This window comes from Streptomyces sp. NPDC104761 (genome assembly GCF_055583445.1).
Genome location: NZ_JBVJNZ010000003.1, coordinates 355244 through 376008, shown reverse-complemented (window position 1 = coordinate 376008; position 20765 = coordinate 355244). Strand labels below are relative to the sequence as shown.

Below are 20765 nucleotides of genomic sequence, written 5' to 3'. Positions count from 1 at the left end.
GGTGCATGACGCCCAAAGGAGAAGAAAGCGCCGGAGCCTCGCTCGCCGACCGGATCACCGGAGCACTGGTCGGGGCCGCCGTCGGCGACGCCCTCGGCGGTCCGGTCGAGGGCTACTCCCCCGACCAGATCCTCGAACGCCACGGTGGCCGCGTCCACGGCATCGTCGGCCCCTGGAACGGCGACGCCTGGCGCACCGCCCGCCCCGTCGCGCCGTACCACAAGGGCGACGGGCACGTCACCGACGACACCTTGATGACCCACGCGCTGGTACGGGTGTACGACCGCGTCCGCGACCACCTCGACGCGTACGCGATCGCCGACCACCTGGTCCCGGACCTGATGACCAACCCCCGCTGGATCCCGGAACTGGAGACGGAGACCATCCCCCTGCACCGGATCTTCCTCGCGGAGAAATGGCTCGCGGCCCGCCTCCACTACGGCCACGTCGATCCCCGGGAGGCCGGCGTCGGCAACATCGTCAACTGCGGTGCGGCGATGTACATGGCCCCGGTCGGCCTGGTCAACGCGGCGAACCCGTGGGCGGCGTACGCCGAGGCCCTGGACATCGCCGGCGCCCACCAGTCGTCGTACGGCAGGGAGGCGGCGGGCGTCTTCGCGGCAGCGGTGGCGGCGGCGACCGCGCCCGGCGCGACACCGGACTCCGTGGTCGGCGTCTGCCTGTCCGTGGCGAAGGACGGCACCCGCGAGGCGATCGAACGCGTCTGTGAAACGGCGGCACACCACTCCGACTTCGAGTCGGCGCTGGTTCCGCTCCGCGAGGCGATCGCCCCCTACGACACGGTGGGCCCCGACTACCGGTCCCCCTCGCTCGGCGCCCGCCGCCCCTCCCGCCTGCACGCCATCGAGGAACTCCCGGTCGCCCTGGGCATGTTGCTGGTGGCCGACGGCGACTACCGGCACGCCGTCCTCGGTTCCGTGAACTACGGCCGGGACTGCGACTCGATCGCGACGATGGCGGGTGCGATCACCGGGGCGCTGGGCTCACCGGTTCCGGAGGACTGGTCGAAGCGGGTCGCCGAGGCCAGCCGCCTCGACCTGTGGGAACCGCCCCGTGTCCTGGCCGACGTGACCCGGGAGGTCTTCGCCCGCGACGTCGAACGCCGCCGCACCCACGAGGAGTCCTTCGCCCGCCTCGGAGGTCCGAGTTGCTCCGACTGACCTGGGTACAGCCGGAGGACCTGCTCGGCCACGAGCTGCGCCAGGCCCGGCAGGACGGGCGGGAGCCGTCGGCGATCGCTGCGCGCTGGCGGGCGGCGGGGGGCGCGGACGCGCCGGACCGGGCAGGCGCGTCGCCGGACCGGGCGTCCCGGTACCTGCGCCAGCTGGCGGAGGACCTCCTCGACGAACTCGCGGACCTGCCGAGCCGGTTGAACGAGCCGACGGATCTGGCCGAGATCAAGGCGCTGTGTCCCGAGTGGCCGTCAGCGCCACGGGGAGGACGGTGCGGACCGTCGTGCGACTGCGGGTGCGCGGGGGCTGATCGCGCAGTTCCCCGCGCCCCTGACGGGGCACGTTGTTCCGCGCCCACCCGGCAGGCGCCGGTAGGCGTCCCCGCCCCCGCCCCCACGCCCCGCGCCTACCACGCCGCCTGGCTCGGCCGGGCCGTCGGCTGTCTGCTCGGGAAACCCGTCGAGAAGCTTCCCCTGCACGCGATCCGCGAACTCGCCCGCGCCGCCGGCAACTGGCCCCTGAACCACTACTTCACGGCCCGCGGCGTTCCCGCCGAACTCCTCTCCGCCCACCCCTGGAACCGCCGCTCGGCCCCCACGTCCCTCGCCGAGAACATCGACGGCATGCCCGAGGACGACGACCTCAACTACCCCCTCCTCAACCTCCTCCTGCTCCAACGCCACACCAGGAACTTCACCACCGACGACGTCGCCGCCCTCTGGCTCGACGAACTCCCCGCCGGCCGCACCTTCACCGCCGAACGCGTCGCCTACCGCAACCTCCTCACCGGCGTCGAACCCCCGCACGCCGCCCGCCACCGCAACCCCTTCCGCGAGTGGATCGGCGCCCTCATCCGCGCCGACGCGCACGGCTGGAGCAACCCCGGCGACCCGGCCGCGGCCGCCGCACAGGCCCACCGGGACGCCACCCTCACCCACACGGCCAACGGCGTCTACGCGGCGATGTTCACCGCGGCCGTCATCGCCACCGCCGCCACCGGCAGCCACGACGTCCACGCCTGCCTGCGCACCGGCCGGTCCGTGATCCCACCCCACTCACGCCTCGCGCGCGCCGTCGACCACGCGATCCGGCTCGCCGAAGAACAACGCGACTTCGACACCGTCGTCGACGAACTCCACGCCGCCTACTCCCCCACCCACCACTGGGTGCACGCCATTCCCAACACCGCCCTGATCGCCGCCGCCCTCACCCACGCCGACGGCGACTTCACCGGCTCCGTCTGCCGCGCGGTGAGCGGCGGCTGGGACACCGACTCGAACGGCGCGACGGCGGGATCCGTCGCCGGACTGCTCGCCGGTGACCCCGACGCGCTCCCCGACCGCTGGACGATCCCGCTGAAGAACCGGCTCGCCACCTCCGTCGCCTGCTTCGACGGCACCGGCTTCGACACCCTCGCCCACCTCACTCACCTGGAGGCGACCCGCTCATGACCCAGATCGCCGTACTCGGCAGCATGAACATGGACCTCGTCGCGTACGCCGAGAAGGCACCACAGCTCGGCGAGACCGTGACGGGACGAACGTTCCGCACGATCCCCGGCGGCAAGGGCGCCAACCAGGCGATCGCCGCCGCCCGCGCCGGCGCCACGGTCTCGATGATCGGCGCGGTCGGCCACGACTCCTACGGCGTCCGGCTGCGCGAGACCCTCGAGCACTCCGGCGTGGACACGGACTCGCTGCGCACGATCGAGGGTCCGTCCGGCACCGCGCACATCGTCGTGGACGACGAGGGCGGCAACGCGATCGTCGTGATCCCCGGCGCCAACGGCACCGTCGACCATCTGTCCCCCGGCGACGAGGGCGTCATCGCCTCCGCCGACATGCTCCTGCTCCAGCTGGAGATCCCGCTCGCCGCGGTCGTGGCCGGCGCGCAGGCCGCCCGCCGGCACGGCGTCCGGACGGTCCTCACCCCGTCCCCCGCCCGCCCGCTGCCGTCCGAACTCCTCGACAGCATCGACCTGCTGGTGGCGAACGAACGAGAGGCGGCCACCCTCACCGACCGCACCGACCCGCGCGACGCGGCGGCCGCGCTCCTGGACCAGGTGCCGCAGGTCGTCGTCACCCTCGGTGCGGCCGGCAGCCTCTACCTCACCCGCGACGCCGCCCCGCTCGTCATCCCCGCGCCCCATGTGACCGCCGTCGACTCCACAGGCGCGGGCGACACCTTCGTCGGCGCCCTCGCGGTGGCCCTGGCCGAGGAGAAACCGATCCGCGAGGCCCTGTCCTGGGCGGCGGCCGCGGCGGCGATCTCCGTCCAGCGGGAAGGGGCGACGGAGTCGATGCCGTACCGCCCGGAGATCGAAACCCAGTACACCGCATGAGTACGACACCCAAGGCGCCCACGACGCCGACGACACGCACGGCACCCACGGCACCCACGGCACCCACGCCGCCCACGTCCTCGCCCCTCACCGGTCTGCGCGTCCTCGATCTGGCCACCCTCTTCGCCGGTCCCCTCGCCGCCACCCTGCTCGGTGACTTCGGCGCCGAGGTCGTCAAGGTCGAGCACCCCGCCAAGCCCGACCCCTCCCGCGGCCACGGCCCGGCCAAGCAGGGCGTCGGACTGTGGTGGAAGCTGCTCGGCCGCAACAAGCGCACCCTCACCCTCGACCTCTCCAAGCCCGGCGGCCGTGCCACGCTGCTCCGGCTGGCCGCCACCGCCGACGTGATCATCGAGAACTTCCGCCCCGGCACCCTGGAGAAGTGGGACCTCGGCTGGGAGGAGCTGTCCGCCGCCAACCCGCGCCTGGTGCTGGCCCGGGTCACCGCCTTCGGCCAGTTCGGCCCCTACGCCCGCCGCCCCGGGTTCGGGACCCTCGCCGAGGCGATGAGCGGCTTCGCGGCGATCACCGGCGAACCGGACGCCCCGCCGACGCTGCCGCCGTTCGGGCTCGCCGACTCCATCGCGGCGCTGGCCACCGCGTACGCCGTGATGACCGCGCTGGCGGCCCGGGACCGCACCGGCGAGGGCCAGGTCGTCGACATGGCGATCATCGAGCCGATCCTGGCCGTCCTCGGCCCCCAGCCCATCTGGTACGACCAGCTCGGCTACGTCCAGGCGCGCACCGGCAACCGCTCCGCCAACAACGCCCCGCGCAACACCTACCGCACGGCGGACGGCAGCTGGGTCGCGGTGTCCACCTCGGCCCAGTCGATCGCCGAACGGGTGATGGGCCTGGTCGGGCGCCCGGAGCTGATCGACGAGCCGTGGTTCGCGACCGGGGCCGGCCGGGCCGCGCATGCCGACGTCCTCGACGCGGCCGTCGGCGGCTGGATCGCCACCCGCTCCCGTGCCGAGGTGCTGGCCGAGTTCGAGAAGGCGGAGGCGGCGGTGGCGCCGATCCAGGACGTGCGGGACGTCATGGAGGACCCCCAGTACCAGGCACTGAACACGATCACGACCGTCCCCGACCCCGACCTGGGCCCCCTGCGCATGCAGAACGTCCTCTTCCGGCTCTCGGCCACCCCCGGCGCGATCCGCTGGACCGGCCGCCCGCACGGCGCCGACACGGAGGAGGTCCTGACCGAGCTGGGCCTGACCGCGGACCAGGTACGGGCCCTGCGTGCGGAGGGCGCCGTATGACCACCGCGGCGTTCCCCCTGACCTGGCTGTACGTCCCCGGCGACCGGCCGCACGTCGTCGCCAAGGCGCTGGCATCCGGTACCGACGTGGTGGTGATCGACCTGGAGGACGCGGTCGCCCCGGACCGCAAGGACTACGCCCGCGCCGCCACCGCCGAGCTCCTCGCCCACCCCCAGCCGGTCCCGGTGCACGTCCGGATCAACGCCCTGGACACCCCCTGGGCAGAGACCGACATCCAGGCCGTCCGTGCCCTCCCCGGCCTCGCCGGGGTACGCCTCCCGAAGGTCACGAGCCCCGAGGACGTCCGCCACGTCGCGGCCCGGACCGCGGCCCTCCCCTTGTACGCCCTGCTCGAATCGGCCCTCGGCATCGAACACGCCTACGCCATCGCCGCCGCCCACCCCGCGCTGCGGGGCATCTCCCTGGGCGAGGCGGACCTACGGGCCGACCTCGGCGTACGGGACGACATCGGCCTCGACTGGTCCCGTTCCAGGATCGTGGTCGCCGCGCGGGCGGCGGGCCTGGCCCCACCGCCCCAGTCGGTCCACCCCGACACCCGCGACCTCAACGGCCTTGCCGCGTCCTGCGCCCACGGCCGCGCCCTTGGCTTCCTGGGCCGCGCAGCGATCCACCCCCGCCAGCTCCCGATCATCGAACGGGCCTACCTCCCCACCGAGGCCGAAATCGAACAGGCGGAAACGGTCATCAAGGCGGCCACCACCGAACAGGGCGCCCAGGCCCTCCCCGACGGCAGCTTCATCGACGCAGCGGTCGTCGCCGCGGCCCGCAGAACCCTGTCCCTGCTGAACCGCCGCTGACCCCTCCCACCGGCGGAAAGGGAGCCGGCGGAAAAGGCGGCCGGCGGGACAAGGGTGCCGGCGGAGGCAGGCTGCGGGTGAGGGCAGTCGCCGGTGAGGAGGGAGGGCAGTGGCGGGGGTGTGATTTCTTTCCGCCGCGACGGCGAGAACCACGACGGTGCTGTGCGGCGGTGCCGCACCCGGCGCAACCCCCAGCGGCCCCGGACACGAAGAGGGCGCCCGGTTCGATCCCGGGCGCCCTCTTCGTCGTACAGCAGCAGGTCAGCTCTTCGTGGTCCCCGACCCGGCCCCGTCCTTGGCCTCGTCCTTGGCCTCGTCCTTGGCCTCGTCCTTGGCCTCGTCGTCGGCGGCGTCCTCGACCTCGGCCTGTTCGCCGGAGGCCTCCGGCGCACCGGTACCGTCGGCCTCACCGTCGGAGACAGCCTCGTCGGAGGCGCCCGGCTCCACCACGGCCTCCCGGCCCGGCCGCTTCTTCGCGGAGACCACGATGTACAGCACCGCGAGCAGGAACACGATCATCGCGGTCCAGTCGTTGAGCCGCAGGCCGAGGATGTGGTGGGCGTCGTCGACGCGCATGTACTCGATCCAGCCGCGGCCCACGCAGTACGCCGCGACGTACAGGGCGAACGCCCGCCCGTGCCCGAGCTTGAACCGGCGGTCGGCCCAGATGACCAGGAAGCCGACGCCGATGCACCACAGCGACTCGTAGAGGAAGGTCGGGTGGTAGTAGCCGGGAACGCGGCCGCCCTCGGAGGAGGTGATGTGCAGGGCCCACGGGAGGTGGGTCTCGCGGCCGTAGAGCTCCTGGTTGAACCAGTTGCCCCAGCGGCCGATCGCCTGGGCGAAGGCGATGCCGGGGGCGATGGCGTCGGCGTAGGCGGGCAGCGGGATGCCCCGGCGCCGGCAGCCGATCCAGGCGCCCACCGCACCGAGCGCGATCGCACCCCAGATACCGAGGCCGCCCTGCCAGACCTTGAACGCGTCGACCCAGTCACGGCCCGCGCTGAAGTACAGCTCGTAGTCCGTGATCACGTGGTAGAGACGCCCGCCGACCAGGCCGAACGGTACGGCCCAGACCGCGATGTCGGCCACGGTGCCGGCCCGCCCGCCCCGGGCGACCCAGCGCTTGTTGCCGAGCCAGACGGCTACGAAGACACCGATGATGATGCAGAACGCGTAGCCGCGCAGCGGGACGGGTCCGAGATGGATCACTCCGCGCGACGGGCTGGGAATGTAGGCAAGTTCTTCCATGGCAGGGTCGACGCTACCGTGCCGGGCCGGGCCGACGGCAACCAGCCCGGCTACGGCTCCATAACGGGGGCGTGAGAGACGCTTACTCCCCTCTACTGCTTGTTCGCCTCCTCGACCAGCTGCTTCAGCTTGGCCGGGGTCATGGTCTGGTCCTGGTAGATGTTCTTGCCGTCGAGCAGGACGGTCGGCGTGCCGTCGAACTTGGCGGCCTGGAAGGCCTGGTTGGACTTGACGACCCAGGAATTGTGCGTGCCGTTCCTGACACACTTCTGGAACGCCGGCGTGTCCAGCCCCTGCACCTTGCCTGCGAGCGCGATCAGCTTGTCGTTGCTCGCGAACGCGTCGTCGGTCTCCTTGGGCTGGTTCTCGTACAGCACGTCGTGGAAGTCGCGGAACTTCCCGGCGTCCTGGGCGCAGGCCGCCGCGTTGGCCGCGTTCCGGGAGCCGCTGCCGCCGAGGTTGCCGTCGATCAGCGTGACCAGGTGGTACTCGATTCTGAGCTGCCCGGCGTCGACCAGCTCGTGGAGCGTCGGGCGGTACGCCGTCTCGAAGGCCTGGCAGGCCGGGCAGCGGAAGTCCTCCCAGACGGTGAGCGTCGCCTTGGCGCCGTCCTTGCCGACCGGGATCGCGAGGCTGTCCTTGCCCTGTGCGCCGGAGGGCGCCACGACCGGGCCGGAGCTCGCGCTGGTCTTGTCCTTGCCCGAGTTCGCGGCGATCACGCCGATCACCGCCGCCAGGCCCAGGACGCAGACGACGGTCGCGCCCACGATCAGCGCGCGCCGTCGCCTGTCCGCGGCCCGCTGCTTCTCACGCTCGGCCGCCAGCCGCTCCCGGGCCATCCGCTTTCCGTCACGATTCTTCTCGCTCACACCCCCAGAACGAACCGGGGAGGCGCACCGCGCCTCCCCGGTCTCAGGTCCACCCGTTCGAGTGACCGAATGTTCCGTTGTGTCCGGCGCCGCCCCGGTGGGTCTGCGCCTCCCGGCCTACGCCTGTCCGCGCACGCCCTTCGCCAGGTCCCCGGCGAGTTCGCGGACGGCCGCGACGCCGGCCGCGTGGTCCGGCGCGTCCAGCATCCGCTTCACGAAGGCCGAACCGACGATCACGCCGTCGGCGAAGCCGGCGACCTCGGCGGCCTGGGCGGCGTTGGAGACCCCGAGGCCGACGCAGACGGGCAGTCCGGTGCCGGTGGCCCGGGTGCGCCCGACCAGGTCCTGGGCCTGCGCCCCGACCGATTCACGCGTACCGGTGACACCCATCAGCGAGGCCGCGTAGACGAACCCGCTGCCCGCCGCCGTGATCGTCGCGAGCCGCTCGTCCTTGCTGCTCGGTGCCACGACGAAGACCGTCGCGAGGCCGTGCTTCTCGGCGTGCTCCCGCCACAGGGCCGACTCCTGGACCGGCAGGTCGGGCAGGATGCAGCCCGCGCCGCCGGCCTCGGCGAGCTCCGCGGTGAACCGTTCCACGCCGTAGCGGTCGATGGGGTTCCAGTACGTCATGACGAGGATCGGCTTGCCGGTGGCCTCGTGGGCCTCCCTGACCGTCCGCATGACGTCCGCGATCCTGACGCCGCCGCGCAGGGCGATGTCGTCGGCGGTCTGGATGACCGGGCCGTCCAGGACCGGGTCGCTGTGCGGCAGCCCGACCTCGACGACGTCCGCGCCGCCGTCCAGGGCGGCCTTGACCGCCTCGATGCCGCCGTCCACGGTCGGGAACCCGGCCGGGAGGTAGGCGATGAGCGCGGCCCGGCCCTCGGCCCTGGCACCGGCGAGGGTGTCGGACAGCAGCTGAATGTTCCCGCTCACTTGGCGTCCCCCTCGATCTCGGCGGTGTCGGCGGCGTCGGCCGCGACCTCGGCGTCGGTGTCGTACAGCCCGAAGTAGCGCGCGGCGGTGTCCATGTCCTTGTCGCCGCGGCCGGACAGGTTGACGACGATCAGCCCGTCCGTGCCGAGCTCCTGGCCGACGTCCAGGGCGCCGGCGAGGGCGTGGGCGCTCTCGATGGCCGGGATGATGCCCTCGGTGCGGGAGAGCAGGCGCAGGGCCTGCATGGCGGCGTCGTCGGTGACCGCGCGGTACTCGCCGCGGCCGGAGTCCTTGAGGTAGGAGTGCTCGGGGCCGATGCCGGGGTAGTCCAGGCCGGCCGAGATCGAGTACGGCTCGGTGATCTGGCCCTCGTCGTCCTGCAGGACGTAGGACCGGGAGCCGTGCAGGATGCCGGGCTCGCCGGCGGTCAGGGTGGCCGCGTGCTCGCCGGTCCCGATGCCGTGCCCCGCCGGCTCGCAGCCGATGAGGCGGACGCCCGCGTCGGGGATGAAGGCGTGGAAGAGGCCGATGGCGTTGGAGCCGCCGCCGACGCAGGCGATCGCGGCGTCGGGGAGCCGGCCGGCCCGCTCCAGGAGCTGGCGGCGGGCCTCGACGCCGATGACCCGGTGGAAGTCGCGGACCATGGCCGGGAAGGGGTGCGGCCCCGCGACCGTACCGAAGAGGTAGTGGGTGTGGTCGACGTTGGCCACCCAGTCGCGGAACGCCTCGTTGATGGCGTCCTTGAGGGTGCGGCTGCCGGACTTCACGGCGATGACCTCGGCGCCGAGCATGCGCATCCGGGCCACGTTGAGGGCCTGCCGCTGGGTGTCGATCTCGCCCATGTAGATGGTGCAGTCGAGGCCGAAGAGCGCGCAGGCGGTGGCCGTCGCCACGCCGTGCTGGCCGGCACCGGTCTCCGCGATCACGCGGGTCTTGCCCATGCGCTTGGTGAGCAGGGCCTGGCCGAGCACGTTGTTGATCTTGTGCGAGCCGGTGTGGTTGAGGTCCTCGCGCTTGAGGAAGATCCGGGCGCCGCCGGCGTGTTCCGCGAAGCGGGGGACCTCGGTGAGGGAGCTGGGGCGGCCGGTGTAGTTGACCAGGAGGTCGTCGAGTTCGCGGGCGAACTCGGGGTCGTGCTTGGCCTTGTCGTACTCGACGGCGACCTCGTCCACGGCGGCGACGAGGGCCTCCGGGATGAACTTGCCGCCGAAGGCGCCGAAGTAGCCCTCGGGGGAGGGCACCTGGCCTTCTGGGTCAGGGAAGAAGTAGTCGCTGGGCATGCGGAAACCTCACGGTGAGTGCCGGTGGAAAAACACTATGCGCCGTGGGGGCGGAGACGGTCGTACGACCTCAGGCCGGGTGTGGCTGGTCGCGCTCACGCGGCGGCAGCCGCAAATCGAACAGAGCCCCGCGCCCCCGAGGGGCGCGCTGCCATCGACGTCCGTTCACCTGACCGGGCTCATCACCGATGACGTACCGGACCCGGCGGCCGTGCACCCTGCGCGCCGGTGCACGGCAACCGCGGGGACGGCAGCCGCGCGCCAGGCGGGCGTACCGGTCCACTGCTGTCGTCACCGTGAGAGTCATCGGGATCAGCCTACCGGGTGATCAGCCCCGGCCGTGCCGCAGCGCGGGGTGTTCGCCGGCCGCCACCAGGTCGGCCACCGCCGACTTGGGGTCGCGGCCGGTGACCAGGGACTCGCCGACCAGGACCGCGTCGGCGCCCGAGTTGGCGTACGCGATCAGGTCGTGCGGGCCGCGGACGCCGGACTCGGCGACCTTGACCACATGGGCGGGGATCTCGGGGGCGACCCGCTCGAAGGTGGCGCGGTCGACCTCCAGGGTCTTCAGGTTGCGCGCGTTGACACCGATCACCTTGGCGCCGGCGTCCACGGCGCGCTCGACCTCGTCCTCGTCGTGGACCTCGACGAGCGGGGTGAGGCCGATGGACTCGGCGCGCTCGATCAGCGACTCCAGGGCCGGCTGGTCGAGGGCGGCGACGATCAGCAGCGCGAGGTCGGCGCCGTACGCGCGGGCCTCCCACAGCTGGTACGACGTGACGATGAAGTCCTTGCGCAGCACCGGGATGTCCACCCGGGCCCGGACCGCCTCCAGGTCGGCCAGCGAGCCGCCGAACCGGCGCTGCTCGGTCAGGACCGAGATGACGGCCGCGCCGCCCGCCTCGTAGTCCGCGGCGAGCGCGGCCGGGTCGGCGATCGCGGCCAGCGCGCCCTTGGACGGGCTGGAGCGCTTCACTTCGCAGATGACCTTGACGCCCTCACCGCGCAGCGCGGCCACGCCGTCCTTGGCGGCCGGCGCCTTCGCCGCGCGCTCCTTGAGCTCGTCGAGGCTGACGCGCGCCTGCCGTTCCGCGAGGTCGGCACGGACGCCGTCGATGATCTCGTCGAGCACACTCACGAGAGCGGCCCCCTTCCGGACGGTTCTTCCAGGCGGTCACAAACCCATGGGCCGAAAACTCATGGTCACTGCGATGGTATCCGCAGGACGGGGTAGGCCTCACATCCGGTTGACGCCGGTCCCAGTACCTGGACATCCACCGGTTGATCAAGGATGCAACCAGCCACCGAAGGGCAGGTTCCGGACAACGGTGAAGGCGAGGAGCAGCACGCCCAGGCTCCACATCTGCACCGGCCTGAGCTCGATCCGGGCGGGCCGGCCGCGTGCCGCGCGCACCACCCAGACGGTCCACACCACGGCGAAGGCCAGGTAGGCGAGGACGCCCGCCGCGTTGTCCCGCAGCGCGGCCAGGAAGTCGCCGTGGACGAAGGCGTGCGCACTGCGCAGGCCGCCGCAGCCGGGGCAGTACAGGCCGGTGAGCCGGTAGAGCGGGCAGACCGGGTAGTGGCCGGGCCGGCCGGGGTCGACGGTGCCGACGTAGGCGAAGGCTCCGACGACGGCGCCCAGTACGGAGACGGGCACGGCCAGCCGGCCCCGGAGGGAGGGTGTCACCGGCGGGGCGGCTGCGCTGTGGCTGTCGGCGTTCACGCCTCGCATTGTGCCCCCTACGGTCGGCACACGCGCGCGAGGGGCGCCCCGATGTCTCGGGCGCCCCTCGGGAGATGCTGCGGGTCAGCTCTCGGCTGGGGTCAGCTCTCGGCTGCGGCGGGCTCGCGGGTGGCGGCCGGGGCGGTGGTGGTGTAGGCGAGGGCGCCGCTCTGCTTCGGCTGGCCGAGGCCCATGGAGCGCATGATCAGGCCGACCACGCCGCCGAGGAGCACGATCGCCATGCCGGCCCAGAAACCCACGGGCTGCGCCATCACCATGAAGGCGCCCGCGACGCAGAAACCGATGAAGGCGATGGTGACGCCGGTCCAGGCGGCCGGGGTGTGACCGTGGCTGCTGCCCGCCATGACTTGCTCCTCGTTGCTGGTACGTGTCGTACGGGCCCGAGCTCGTACGTGTCCTTCCGGACGCTCGCCCTCCATTGTCCCGTACCCACAGGGGTGCCAGGAGCTGGGGTGGCGTCTGATTCGCCACATCACTTTTCAGCGTCCCGCTTTTCAGCGCCCCGTAAGGGGCGCGGGGAACTGCGCGACCAGCCCCCGCGGGGCCGTCAGCCGACCGACGACCTGTCACGGTGCCCTGGCGAAGCCTCACGCGCCGGTAGGGTCCTCGCCCCGGTCCAGCGCCTTCCAGATGTCCTCCGGCCGGTCGGGATCCACCGGCTTCGGCGCCCGCCGCGGCCGCTCCGCCCCGGTACCGCGCTCGTAGCGCCCCGACATGGCGGGCCACAGGCGCCCATAGCGCAGAGCGAGCAGCCCGGCGACCAGGATGAGCGCGCCGCCGGCGGCTGCGACGTACGGCCAGCCGGTGTGGCTGAGCGCGTCGACGGTGGCGGACGTGTCCCCGCTGGCCTCGGCGGCCTTCTCGTCGAGCGCGGAGCCGTCGGCCGCGCCCAGCAGGGCCGCGGCGACGATGCCGGCGCCGGAGAGCGCGAGGAGGCCGGAGACCAGGAAGCGGCCGGCCTTGCGGACGGCGAAGACGGCGACGAGCGCGGCGAGGCCCACTATGGCGAGGGCCGCGGGGACGCCCGTGACGTCGCTGCCCTTGGCGGTCAGCGGGAAGTTGCCGCCTGCCACCGTCGCGGTGCCCGCCGCCCAGCGCTGCCGGGTGGACAGCAGGGCCACGGCCGCGCCGAGCGCGCCGAAGAGCAGCGCGACGGCGAGGCTGCGGCGGCCGGACCGGGCGGGTTCGCCGGCTTCGGAAGAGGGGTGAGGAACAGCAGTCACGTACTCCACTATCGCCTGAACCGCGCACGAACGGTCACCCGGGGTCGGGTGATAAGCGCCCTACTTGCCCAGTCTGTTGGCCGTGTGCACCGCCCGCAGGACCGCCGCCGCCTTGTTGCGGCACTCCTGGTCCTCGGCGACCGGGTCGGAGTCGGCGACGATGCCGGCGCCGGCCTGGACGTACGCCGTGCCGTCGCGGAGCAGGGCGGTGCGGATGGCGATGGCGGTGTCGGAGTCGCCGGCGAAGTCGAGGTAGCCGACACAGCCGCCGTACAGCCCCCTCCGGGAGGGCTCCAGTTCGTCGATGATCTGCATCGCGCGGGGCTTGGGGGCGCCGGAGAGGGTGCCGGCCGGGAAGCAGGCGGTGAGGACGTCGAAGGCGGTGCGCCCGCCGGCGACCTTTCCGGTGACCGTCGAGACGATGTGCATGACGTGCGAGTACCGCTCGACGGACATGAAGTCGACGACCTCGACGGAGCCGGGCTCGCAGACCCGCCCCAGGTCGTTGCGCCCGAGGTCGACGAGCATCAGGTGCTCGGCGCGCTCCTTGGGGTCGGCCATCAGCTCGTCGGCGAGGGCCTGGTCCTCCTGCGGAGTGGCCCCGCGCGGCCGGGTGCCGGCGATGGGGTGCACCATGGCCTGCCCGTCCTCGACCTTGACGAGGGCCTCCGGGCTGGAGCCCACGACGTCGAAGCCGTCGAAGCGGAAGAGGTACATGTACGGGGACGGGTTGGTGGCCCTGAGGACCCGGTAGACGTCGAGTGCGCTCGCCGTGCACGGGGTCTCGAAGCGCTGGGAGGGGACGACCTGGAAGGCCTCGCCCGCGCGGATGCGCTCCTTGATGTCCTCGACGGCGGCCTGGAAGTCGGGGCCGCCCCACAGGGCCGTGTACTCGGGGAGTTCGGAGGGCGGCAGGACGGCGGGCGGCTGGGCGACCGGCCGGGAGAGGTCGGCCTCCATGGCGTCCAGGCGGGCCACCGCGTCCGCGTGGGCCTCGTCGACGCCGGTGTCGAGGTCGTTGTGGTTGATCGCGTTGGCGATCAGCAGGACCGAGCCCTCCCAGTGGTCCATGACGGCGAGGTCGCTGGTGAGGAGCATGGTCAGCTCGGGGAGCCGGAGGTCGTCGCGCTCCCCCGGGCCGATCTTCTCCAGGCGGCGCACGATGTCGTAGCCGAGGTAGCCGACCATGCCGCCGGTGAAGGGGGGCAGTTCCTGGTCGTGGGGGGTGTGCAGGGCCTCGATGGTGGCGCGCAGGGCGGCCAGCGGGTCGCCGTCGACGGGCACGCCGACGGGCGGGGTGCCGAGCCAGTGCGCCTGGCCGTCGCGGGCGCTGAGGGTGGCGGCGGAGCGGACACCCACGAAGGAGTACCGGGACCAGGAGCGGCCGTTCTCGGCGGACTCCAGCAGGAAGGTGCCGGGGCGCTCGGCGGCGAGCTTGCGGTAGAGCGCGACCGGGGTGTCGCCGTCGGCGAGGAGCTTGCGGGTGACCGGGATGACGCGCCGGTCGGTCGCGAGCTTGCGGAAGGTCTCGAGGTCCATGGCGGCAGACCTTACTGATCGGAGGCGGGTACGCCGGAATCGGCGGCCTCGTGACCGTGCTCGGCGTCCTTGAGGAGCACGTCGGCGTCGAAGCAGGTGCGGTCGCCGGTGTGACAGGCGGCGCCCACCTGGTCGACCTTGACCAGCACGGTGTCGGCGTCGCAGTCGAGGGCGACCGACTTCACCCACTGGAAGTGGCCGGAGGTGTCGCCCTTGACCCAGTACTCCCGGCGGCTGCGCGACCAGTAGGTGCAGCGGCCGGTGGTGAGGGTCCGGTGCAGCGCCTCGTCGTCCATCCAGCCGAGCATCAGCACCTCGCCGGTGTCGTACTGCTGGGCGATGGCGGGGAGGAGTCCGTCGGCGCTGCGCTTGAGGCGGGCGGCGATCTCCGGGGCGAGGCCACTGGACGGGGGCGTACCCGTCGTACCGGTCGTACTGGTCATGGGTGCCATTGTGCCGCGCGGCACCGACAGTCACGGTCCGTGTCCACTGTCCGGACGGTGCGGGTGGCCGTAGGCTGGCGGTATGTCGACCTTCGCCAAGCGTGAACGGCTCCTGCTCGCCGACCTCTTGGAGACCGCCGGTCCCGAGGCTCCGACTCTCTGCGAGGGCTGGGTGACCCGTGATCTGGCGGCGCACGTGGTGGTGCGCGAACGCCGGCCGGACGCGGCCGGGGGCACGATGATCAAGCAGCTGGCGCCGCGCCTCGAGAAGGTGACGGCCGAGTTCGCCGCGAAGCCGTACGAGGAGCTGATCCAGCTCATCCGCACCGGTCCGCCGCGGTTCTCGCCGTTCCAGCTCAAGCAGGTGGACGAGGCGGCCAACACCGTCGAGTTCTACGTGCACACCGAGGACGTCCGCCGGGCCCAGCCCGACTGGTCGCCGCGGGAACTGGACCCGGTCTTCCAGGAGGCCCTGTGGACCCGGCTCGAGCGGACGGCCCGGCTGCTCGGGCGGGGCCTGCCGACGGGCCTGGTGCTGCGCCGCCCGGACGGCCAGACGGCGGTCGCCCATCGCGGCGCCCCCGTGGTGACGGTGACCGGCGAGCCCTCCGAGCTGCTGATGTTCGCGTTCGGCCGGCAGAACGCGGCGAAGGTCGAGGTGGCCGGCGACGAGAACGCGATCGCCAAGCTGAACGAGTCCAAGAAGCTGGGCATCTGAGGAGCCCGCGGTGATCCGGGTCGCGATGACCAGCGTGTACGTGGACGACGTGCCGAAGGCGCACGCGTTCTACACGGACGTCCTCGGCTTCGAGACCCGTACCCGCCTGGACCTGGGCGACGGCACCCTGTTCGTCACGGTCGGCGCCCCGCAGGGCGCGCAGCCGGATCTCCAGCTCCTGCTGGAGCCCGGCGAGGGCCCCCTCGCGGACCCGTACCGCAAGGCCGTCTACGAGGCGGGCCTCCCGGCCATCGTGTTCTCCGTCGACGACATCCGTTCGGAGTACGAACGCCTGCGCACCCTGGGCGTCCGCTTCCCCCACGAACCGCGGGACCAGGGCCCGGCGATCGCCGCCGTCCTGGACGACACGGTCGGCAACCTGATCCAGCTGACGCAGCCGAAGGGCTGACCGCCCTCAGCGGGGCAGCTCGGCCCGGCGCAGCCCCGGTACGGCCAGCGCGACGACCCCGCCGAGTGCGCAGACGGCGGCGCTGACGACGTAGACCGGGCCGAGCCCGAAGGCGCCGATCGCGGCGGCCGTGAACGGCATGCTGAGCGGGGTCAGGCCCAGGCTGATCAGGCCGGAGACGGCGGTGACCCGGCCCAGGTACGCGGGGTCGGCATGGGTCTGCAGCAGCGCCCCGCACATGGCGCCGCTGAGCCCGGCGAGCAGGCCGATCAGCAGGGCGTCGCCGACCGCGCCGACGAGGCCCGGTACGAAGGTGAGGGCGCCGATCGCGACGGATCCGGCGAGGATCGAGACACCGGCGACCAGACCCGCGCGCGGCAGCCGCCCCCGCACGGTCAGCAGCAGGGAGGCGGCCCCGGCGCCGGCGCCGAACCCCGCGAGCACCCAGCCCACGCCGGCCGCGCCCCAGCCGCGCCGGTCGGCGAGCAGGGTCAGCCCGACGTTGAGGGGGCTGACGAAGCCAAGGTCGCCGAGGGCGATGGCCAGCATCAGCGGGGCCAGGACCCGGTGGCCGCGGATGTGGGCGAGCCCGGCCCGCAGGTCCTGCCAGGGTGTGGGGGCGGGGGTGGGGGCGGCGGCGTGGTCGTCGGCCGGGAGTTCCCGCACCCGTAGGGACAGGAGCAGCGGGACCGACGCGGCGATGAGCAGTCCGGCGAGGCCGAAGGCGGTCGCGGCGCCGCCGACGGCCACGCCGAGGCCGCCCAGCGGGGCGCCGAGGATGCTCGCGAAGCGGATGGCGAGACCGCGCATGCCCTGCACCCGTGCGAGCTGGTCGCGGCTGGTCACGCGCGCGGGGAGGGCGCCCACGGCGGGCATGAACACGGCGTCGACGGTGCCGAAGACCAGGGCGAGGGCGGCGAGCGGCCACAGGCCGGGGTTGGTCAGGAAGAGCAGCGCGGCCACGGCGAGGACGGCCGCGCAGCGCACCGCGTCGCTGCCGATGACGACCCGGCGCGGGCCCAGCCGGTCGGCGATCACCCCGCCGAAGAGCATCAGTACCGCCCTGGGCAGGGCGCTCACGGACATCACGGCACCGGCCTGCGCGGGCGAGCCGCCCTGGACGGCGGCCCAGGAGAGGGCGATGTAGTAGATGCTGTCGCCGACCATGGAGGAGGTGTAGGCGCCGAGCCAGCGCAGGACGTTGGGGTCGCGGTGGGCGGGGCGTGAGGCCGCGGTGGCGGGGGCGGTGAGGGTGGCGGTCACGGGGTGGGCCCTTCTCAGACGCGGAACGGGAAGCCGTACGTGTACAGCGCCACGTGCTCGCGCCCTTCGGTGTCGCCGTTCGCCTCGGCGGACCGGCCTTTCGCGTCGTACTTCCTGGCCAGCGCGAGCAGTTCCTCGCGGAGTTCGCCCAGTTCGGCCGCGGTCAGGCGGAGGAGGGACTCGCTGTCGGGCGCGGCGGCGTTCCACTCGGCGCTCCAGGTGGCGCGCTCGTCGAGGTAGCGGCGGTACATGTCGGCGCGCTGCTCGTGGAAGAGCCGGGTGGCGGCGAGGTGGGCGGCGGCCTTCTCGGGTGCGTCGCGGAAGTCCCGGTCCCGGATGCTGATGCCGTCCGACGCGGGCTGCCACCAGCGCTCCCGGCCGTCCGCGCGCGGCGGCTCGGCCTCCTCGATCAGCCCGTGCTCGGCGAGTTTGCGCAGGTGGTAGCTGACCAGCGAGACGGCCTCGTCGACCTGCTCGGCGAGCTGCGACGCCGTCGCCCTGTCGGCCACGCAGAGGCCTCGGTAGAGCTTCATGCGCAGCGGGTGGGCGAGCGCCTTGAGGGTGCCCACGTCGGTGATCCTGCGGTCCCGCTCCTTCTCCGTCATGCCACCGACGGTAGATACGAAAGAAAAGTTGCGCAATATATTTTGTGCAACTTCTCTTTCACATCTGGGGAAGAGAGCCTCAGGAAACAGGAAGCCCAGGACAGCAGGAAGCCCCGGACAGCAGGAAGCCCCGGCCGCCTGTCTCCAGGTCGCCGGGGCCGGGCTCGGCACGGCGGCGTCAGCGCACCGGGTGTCCCGCCTCGCGCAGGGTCTGCTTCACCTGGCCGATCCTGAGGTCACCGAAGTGGAAGACCGAGGCGGCGAGGACCGCGTCGGCGCCCGCGGTGACGGCCGGGGGGAAGTGGGCGAGGGCACCGGCGCCGCCGGAGGCGATGACCGGGACCGTGACGTGCTTGCGGACGGCGGTGATCATCTCCAGGTCGTAGCCGTCCTTGGTGCCGTCCGCGTCCATCGAGTTGAGCAGGATCTCGCCCGCGCCCAGCTCGGCGGCCCGGTGGGCCCACTCGACGGCGTCGATGCCGGTGCCGCGGCGGCCGCCGTGGGTGGTGACCTCGAAGGAGCCCGACTCGGTGCGGCGGGCGTCGACCGAGAGGACCAGGACCTGGCGGCCGAACCGTTCCGCGATCTCGCGGATCAGGTCCGGCCGGGCGATGGCCGCCGTGTTGACGCCCACCTTGTCGGCCCCGGCGCGCAGCAGCCTGTCGACGTCCTCGGCGGTGCGGACGCCGCCGCCGACCGTCAGGGGGATGAAGACCTGCTCGGCGGTGCGGCGGACCACGTCGTAGGTCGTCTCCCGGTTGCCGGAGGACGCGGTGATGTCCAGGAAGGTCAGCTCGTCGGCGCCCTCCGCGTCGTACACCTTGGCCATCTCGACCGGGTCGCCCGCGTCGCGCAGGTTCTGGAAGTTGACGCCCTTGACGACCCGGCCGTTGTCCACGTCCAGGCAGGGGATGACTCGGACCGCCAGGGTCATGAATCCACGGCTCCTCTGTATGCCTCTAGCTCTGCCTCGACCAGGATGCGCGGGTCGACGAAGCCGGTCACCACGACGAACGTGGTCACCGGGCGCACCGTGTCGAAGACTTCCTTGTGGGCGCGTCCCACCGCGTCCATGTCGCGCGCGTGCGCGAGGAACAGGCGGGTGCGGATCACCGACTCCGGTCCGAGACCGAACTCGGCGATCGCCTCCAGGGCGGTGGTGAAGGCCACCTTGGCCTGCTCGTACGGGTCGCCCTCCCCGTACAGCACGGTGCCCTTGAAGGACGTCGTACCGCCCACCACCACACGGTCGCCCGCCGCGACGGCGCGGGCGAAGCCGAAGCTCTCCTCCCAGGGACTTCCGCTCTGCACGCGCCGTACGGCATCGGACGTCATCGTGACACTGCCTCCAGTGCTTCTTCCAAGGTGAACGCCTTGGCGTACAGGGCCTTCCCGACGATGGCGCCCTCGACACCGAGGGGTACCAGGCCGGCCAGCGCGCGGAGGTCGTCCAGCGACGACACGCCGCCGGAGGCCACGACCGGCCGGTCCGTCGCCGCGCACACGTTCTTCAGGAGCTCCAGGTTCGGGCCCTGGAGGGTGCCGTCCTTGGCGATGTCGGTGACGACGTAGCGGGCGCAGCCCTCCTTGTCGAGCCGGGCGAGGGTCTCGTAGAGGTCGCCGCCGTCGCGGGTCCAGCCGCGGCCGCGCAGGGTCGTACCGCGCACGTCCAGGCCGACCGCGATCTTGTCGCCGTGCTCGGCGATGACCTTGGCGACCCATTCCGGGGTCTCCAGGGCGGCCGTGCCGAGGTTCACGCGGGTGCAGCCGGTGGCGAGGGCCGCGGCGAGGGTGGCGTCGTCGCGGATGCCGCCGGAGAGTTCGACCTTGATGTCCATGGCCCCGGTGACCTCGGCCACCAGCGCGCGGTTGTCGCCGGTGCCGAACGCCGCGTCCAGGTCGACCAGGTGCAGCCACTCGGCGCCCGAACCCTGCCAGGCGAGGGCCGCCTCCAGCGGGGAGCCGTAGGAGGTCTCGGTCCCGGACTCGCCGTGCACGAGGCGGACGGCCTGGCCGTCGCGGACGTCGACGGCGGGAAGGAGTTCGAGCGTGCTCACAGTGTTCCGATCCAGTTGGTGAGGAGCTGGGCGCCGGCGTCGCCGGACTTCTCGGGGTGGAACTGGGTGGCCCACAGGGCGCCGTTCTCCACGGCGGCCACGAACGGCTTGCCGTGCGTCGACCAGGTCACCCTGGGGGCCTGCATGGCCGCGTTGTGCGTCTCCAGGGCCCAGTCGTGGACGGCGTAGGAGTGCACGAAGTAGAAGCGCGCGTCGGCGTCCAGGCCGGCGAACAGCTCGGAGCCGGCCGGCGCGTCCACGGTGTTCCAGCCCATGTGCGGGACGATCTCGGCCTGGAGCGGCTCGACCGAGCCGGGCCACTCGTCGAGGCCCTCGGTCTCCACGCCGTGCTCGATGCCGCGCGCGAACAGGATCTGCATGCCGACGCAGATGCCCATCACCGGGCGCCCGCCGGACAGCCGGCGGTCGATGATCCAGTCCCCGCGCGCCCCGCGCAGGCCCTCCATGCAGGCGGCGAACGCGCCGACGCCGGGCACGAGCAGGCCGTCCGCGTTCATGGCCCTGTCGAAGTCACGGGTGATCTCGACGTCGGCCCCGGCTCGGGCGAGGGCGCGCTCGGCGGACCGGACGTTGCCGAAGCCGTAGTCGAAGACGACGACCTTCTTGGAAGCCGCGGATCCGCTCAATTCCACACCTCCAGCCTCATGACGCCGGCCACCAGGCACAGGGCGGCGCTGATCGAGAGCAGCACGATCAGGCTGGTGGGCATCTTCTGCTTGACGAAGGAGATGATTCCGCCGACCAGGAAGAGGCCGACGACGATCAGTATGGTCGAGAGGCTGTTCATCGC

Annotated in this window: 25 protein-coding genes; 7 read left to right on the top strand and 18 right to left on the bottom strand. The window is 72.6% G+C overall.

Annotated elements, in window-relative coordinates; all coding sequences use genetic code 11:
- The first annotated feature begins 5 nt into the window (after window positions 1-5).
- The 5 genes from ACZ63F_RS11460 to ACZ63F_RS11440 are packed head-to-tail and all read left to right on the top strand — an operon-like array spanning window position 6 to window position 5614.
- Complete coding sequence (locus ACZ63F_RS11460; protein WP_469710210.1) at window positions 6-1181, top strand: ADP-ribosylglycohydrolase family protein; 1176 nt, start codon at window positions 6-8, stop codon at window positions 1179-1181.
- A complete protein-coding gene (locus tag ACZ63F_RS11455; RefSeq protein WP_469710209.1) occupies window positions 1169-2644 on the top strand; it encodes an ADP-ribosylglycohydrolase family protein in 1476 nt (491 codons plus the stop codon). The genes ACZ63F_RS11460 and ACZ63F_RS11455 overlap by 13 nt, the downstream gene beginning before the upstream one ends.
- Window positions 2641-3534, top strand: a complete 894-nt coding sequence (gene rbsK, locus ACZ63F_RS11450) for a ribokinase (RefSeq protein WP_469710208.1) — start codon at window positions 2641-2643, stop codon at window positions 3532-3534. Before ACZ63F_RS11455 ends, rbsK begins: the two co-directional genes overlap by 4 nt.
- The gene (locus ACZ63F_RS11445) at window positions 3531-4796 is read left to right on the top strand and encodes a CaiB/BaiF CoA transferase family protein (RefSeq protein ID WP_469710207.1); all 1266 of its coding nucleotides are present in this window, start codon (window positions 3531-3533) and stop codon (window positions 4794-4796) included. The genes rbsK and ACZ63F_RS11445 overlap by 4 nt, the downstream gene beginning before the upstream one ends.
- Window positions 4793-5614, top strand: a complete 822-nt coding sequence (locus ACZ63F_RS11440) for an HpcH/HpaI aldolase/citrate lyase family protein (protein WP_469710206.1) — start codon at window positions 4793-4795, stop codon at window positions 5612-5614. Before ACZ63F_RS11445 ends, ACZ63F_RS11440 begins: the two co-directional genes overlap by 4 nt.
- 261 nt (window positions 5615-5875) lie before the next feature.
- On the opposite strand, the gene lgt is transcribed toward ACZ63F_RS11440, so the two are convergent.
- The 11 genes from lgt to hisI all read right to left on the bottom strand — a co-directional run bounded on the left by lgt (window position 5876) and on the right by hisI (window position 14911).
- On the bottom strand, window positions 5876-6865 hold the full coding sequence (gene lgt, locus ACZ63F_RS11435; protein WP_469710205.1) for a prolipoprotein diacylglyceryl transferase: 990 nt from the start codon (window positions 6863-6865) through the stop codon (window positions 5876-5878).
- A 92-nt stretch (window positions 6866-6957) separates the two neighbouring features.
- Window positions 6958-7734, bottom strand: coding sequence for a DsbA family protein (locus ACZ63F_RS11430; RefSeq protein WP_469710204.1), 777 nt, complete (start codon window positions 7732-7734; stop codon window positions 6958-6960).
- Window positions 7735-7851: 117 nt separating this feature from the next.
- Window positions 7852-8670, bottom strand: a complete 819-nt coding sequence (trpA, locus tag ACZ63F_RS11425) for a tryptophan synthase subunit alpha (RefSeq protein WP_388710767.1) — start codon at window positions 8668-8670, stop codon at window positions 7852-7854.
- A complete protein-coding gene (gene trpB, locus ACZ63F_RS11420) occupies window positions 8667-9950 on the bottom strand; it encodes a tryptophan synthase subunit beta (RefSeq protein WP_469710203.1) in 1284 nt (427 codons plus the stop codon). The genes trpA and trpB overlap by 4 nt, the downstream gene beginning before the upstream one ends.
- Before the next feature lie 70 nt (window positions 9951-10020).
- Window positions 10021-10257, bottom strand: a complete 237-nt coding sequence (gene trpM / locus ACZ63F_RS11415; protein ID WP_469710202.1) for a tryptophan biosynthesis modulator TrpM — start codon at window positions 10255-10257, stop codon at window positions 10021-10023.
- A gap of 21 nt (window positions 10258-10278) precedes the next feature.
- Entirely contained in the window at window positions 10279-11088 is an 810-nt protein-coding gene (gene trpC / locus ACZ63F_RS11410; RefSeq protein ID WP_469710201.1) for an indole-3-glycerol phosphate synthase TrpC, read from the bottom strand.
- A gap of 147 nt (window positions 11089-11235) precedes the next feature.
- Window positions 11236-11685: a DUF2752 domain-containing protein gene (locus ACZ63F_RS11405; protein WP_469710200.1), complete on the bottom strand. Its 450-nt coding sequence runs from the start codon at window positions 11683-11685 to the stop codon at window positions 11236-11238.
- Between the two features lie 92 nt (window positions 11686-11777).
- Window positions 11778-12041: an HGxxPAAW family protein gene (locus ACZ63F_RS11400; protein ID WP_352355315.1), complete on the bottom strand. Its 264-nt coding sequence runs from the start codon at window positions 12039-12041 to the stop codon at window positions 11778-11780.
- Window positions 12042-12284: 243 nt separating this feature from the next.
- The gene (locus ACZ63F_RS11395) at window positions 12285-12929 is read right to left on the bottom strand and encodes a TIGR02234 family membrane protein (protein ID WP_469710199.1); all 645 of its coding nucleotides are present in this window, start codon (window positions 12927-12929) and stop codon (window positions 12285-12287) included.
- Between the two features lie 51 nt (window positions 12930-12980).
- Window positions 12981-14459, bottom strand: a complete 1479-nt coding sequence (locus tag ACZ63F_RS11390; protein ID WP_469710198.1) for an anthranilate synthase component I — start codon at window positions 14457-14459, stop codon at window positions 12981-12983.
- Between the two features lie 11 nt (window positions 14460-14470).
- Window positions 14471-14911 carry a phosphoribosyl-AMP cyclohydrolase gene (gene hisI / locus ACZ63F_RS11385; RefSeq protein WP_382725617.1) on the bottom strand — a complete coding sequence of 147 codons (441 nt, stop codon included), beginning with the start codon at window positions 14909-14911 and terminating at the stop codon, window positions 14471-14473.
- A gap of 73 nt (window positions 14912-14984) precedes the next feature.
- On the opposite strand from hisI, the gene ACZ63F_RS11380 reads away from it, so the two are divergent.
- The gene (locus ACZ63F_RS11380) at window positions 14985-15620 is read left to right on the top strand and encodes a TIGR03085 family metal-binding protein (protein ID WP_469710197.1); all 636 of its coding nucleotides are present in this window, start codon (window positions 14985-14987) and stop codon (window positions 15618-15620) included.
- A 10-nt stretch (window positions 15621-15630) separates the two neighbouring features.
- Window positions 15631-16029 carry a VOC family protein gene (locus ACZ63F_RS11375; protein WP_469710196.1) on the top strand — a complete coding sequence of 133 codons (399 nt, stop codon included), beginning with the start codon at window positions 15631-15633 and terminating at the stop codon, window positions 16027-16029.
- Window positions 16030-16035: 6 nt separating this feature from the next.
- Here ACZ63F_RS11375 and ACZ63F_RS11370 read toward each other — a convergent pair whose 3' ends face one another.
- From ACZ63F_RS11370 to ACZ63F_RS11340, 7 genes are all read right to left on the bottom strand, one after another.
- The gene (locus ACZ63F_RS11370; RefSeq protein WP_469710195.1) at window positions 16036-17292 is read right to left on the bottom strand and encodes an MFS transporter; all 1257 of its coding nucleotides are present in this window, start codon (window positions 17290-17292) and stop codon (window positions 16036-16038) included.
- Window positions 17293-17306: 14 nt separating this feature from the next.
- Window positions 17307-17897, bottom strand: coding sequence for an ArsR/SmtB family transcription factor (locus ACZ63F_RS11365; protein WP_469710194.1), 591 nt, complete (start codon window positions 17895-17897; stop codon window positions 17307-17309).
- A 178-nt stretch (window positions 17898-18075) separates the two neighbouring features.
- Window positions 18076-18831, bottom strand: coding sequence for an imidazole glycerol phosphate synthase subunit HisF (hisF, locus tag ACZ63F_RS11360; RefSeq protein ID WP_469710193.1), 756 nt, complete (start codon window positions 18829-18831; stop codon window positions 18076-18078).
- The gene (locus tag ACZ63F_RS11355) at window positions 18828-19232 is read right to left on the bottom strand and encodes a RidA family protein (protein WP_352355301.1); all 405 of its coding nucleotides are present in this window, start codon (window positions 19230-19232) and stop codon (window positions 18828-18830) included. Before ACZ63F_RS11355 ends, hisF begins: the two co-directional genes overlap by 4 nt.
- Window positions 19229-19954 carry a bifunctional 1-(5-phosphoribosyl)-5-((5-phosphoribosylamino)methylideneamino)imidazole-4-carboxamide isomerase/phosphoribosylanthranilate isomerase PriA gene (gene priA, locus ACZ63F_RS11350; protein WP_351954444.1) on the bottom strand — a complete coding sequence of 242 codons (726 nt, stop codon included), beginning with the start codon at window positions 19952-19954 and terminating at the stop codon, window positions 19229-19231. Before priA ends, ACZ63F_RS11355 begins: the two co-directional genes overlap by 4 nt.
- Entirely contained in the window at window positions 19951-20601 is a 651-nt protein-coding gene (gene hisH / locus ACZ63F_RS11345) for an imidazole glycerol phosphate synthase subunit HisH (protein WP_390639231.1), read from the bottom strand. The genes priA and hisH overlap by 4 nt, the downstream gene beginning before the upstream one ends.
- A complete protein-coding gene (locus ACZ63F_RS11340) occupies window positions 20598-20762 on the bottom strand; it encodes a hypothetical protein (RefSeq protein WP_351704898.1) in 165 nt (54 codons plus the stop codon). Before ACZ63F_RS11340 ends, hisH begins: the two co-directional genes overlap by 4 nt.
- Between the last annotated feature and the right edge of the window lie 3 nt (window positions 20763-20765).

Coding starts and splice junctions, on each gene's coding strand:
- trpB (WP_469710203.1), bottom strand. CDS start 9,950: ATGCCCAGCGACTACTTCTTCCCTGACCCAGAAGGCCAGGTGCCCTCC.
- ACZ63F_RS11460 (WP_469710210.1), top strand. CDS start 6: ATGACGCCCAAAGGAGAAGAAAGCGCCGGAGCCTCGCTCGCCGACCGG.
- rbsK (WP_469710208.1), top strand. CDS start 2,641: ATGACCCAGATCGCCGTACTCGGCAGCATGAACATGGACCTCGTCGCG.
- ACZ63F_RS11365 (WP_469710194.1), bottom strand. CDS start 17,897: ATGACGGAGAAGGAGCGGGACCGCAGGATCACCGACGTGGGCACCCTC.
- ACZ63F_RS11340 (WP_351704898.1), bottom strand. CDS start 20,762: ATGAACAGCCTCTCGACCATACTGATCGTCGTCGGCCTCTTCCTGGTC.
- lgt (WP_469710205.1), bottom strand. CDS start 6,865: ATGGAAGAACTTGCCTACATTCCCAGCCCGTCGCGCGGAGTGATCCAT.
- ACZ63F_RS11405 (WP_469710200.1), bottom strand. CDS start 11,685: ATGCGAGGCGTGAACGCCGACAGCCACAGCGCAGCCGCCCCGCCGGTG.
- ACZ63F_RS11355 (WP_352355301.1), bottom strand. CDS start 19,232: ATGACGTCCGATGCCGTACGGCGCGTGCAGAGCGGAAGTCCCTGGGAG.
- ACZ63F_RS11400 (WP_352355315.1), bottom strand. CDS start 12,041: ATGGCGGGCAGCAGCCACGGTCACACCCCGGCCGCCTGGACCGGCGTC.
- hisF (WP_469710193.1), bottom strand. CDS start 18,831: ATGACCCTGGCGGTCCGAGTCATCCCCTGCCTGGACGTGGACAACGGC.
- ACZ63F_RS11440 (WP_469710206.1), top strand. CDS start 4,793: ATGACCACCGCGGCGTTCCCCCTGACCTGGCTGTACGTCCCCGGCGAC.
- ACZ63F_RS11445 (WP_469710207.1), top strand. CDS start 3,531: ATGAGTACGACACCCAAGGCGCCCACGACGCCGACGACACGCACGGCA.
- ACZ63F_RS11390 (WP_469710198.1), bottom strand. CDS start 14,459: ATGGACCTCGAGACCTTCCGCAAGCTCGCGACCGACCGGCGCGTCATC.
- hisI (WP_382725617.1), bottom strand. CDS start 14,911: ATGGCACCCATGACCAGTACGACCGGTACGACGGGTACGCCCCCGTCC.
- trpM (WP_469710202.1), bottom strand. CDS start 10,257: ATGACTCTCACGGTGACGACAGCAGTGGACCGGTACGCCCGCCTGGCG.
- ACZ63F_RS11380 (WP_469710197.1), top strand. CDS start 14,985: ATGTCGACCTTCGCCAAGCGTGAACGGCTCCTGCTCGCCGACCTCTTG.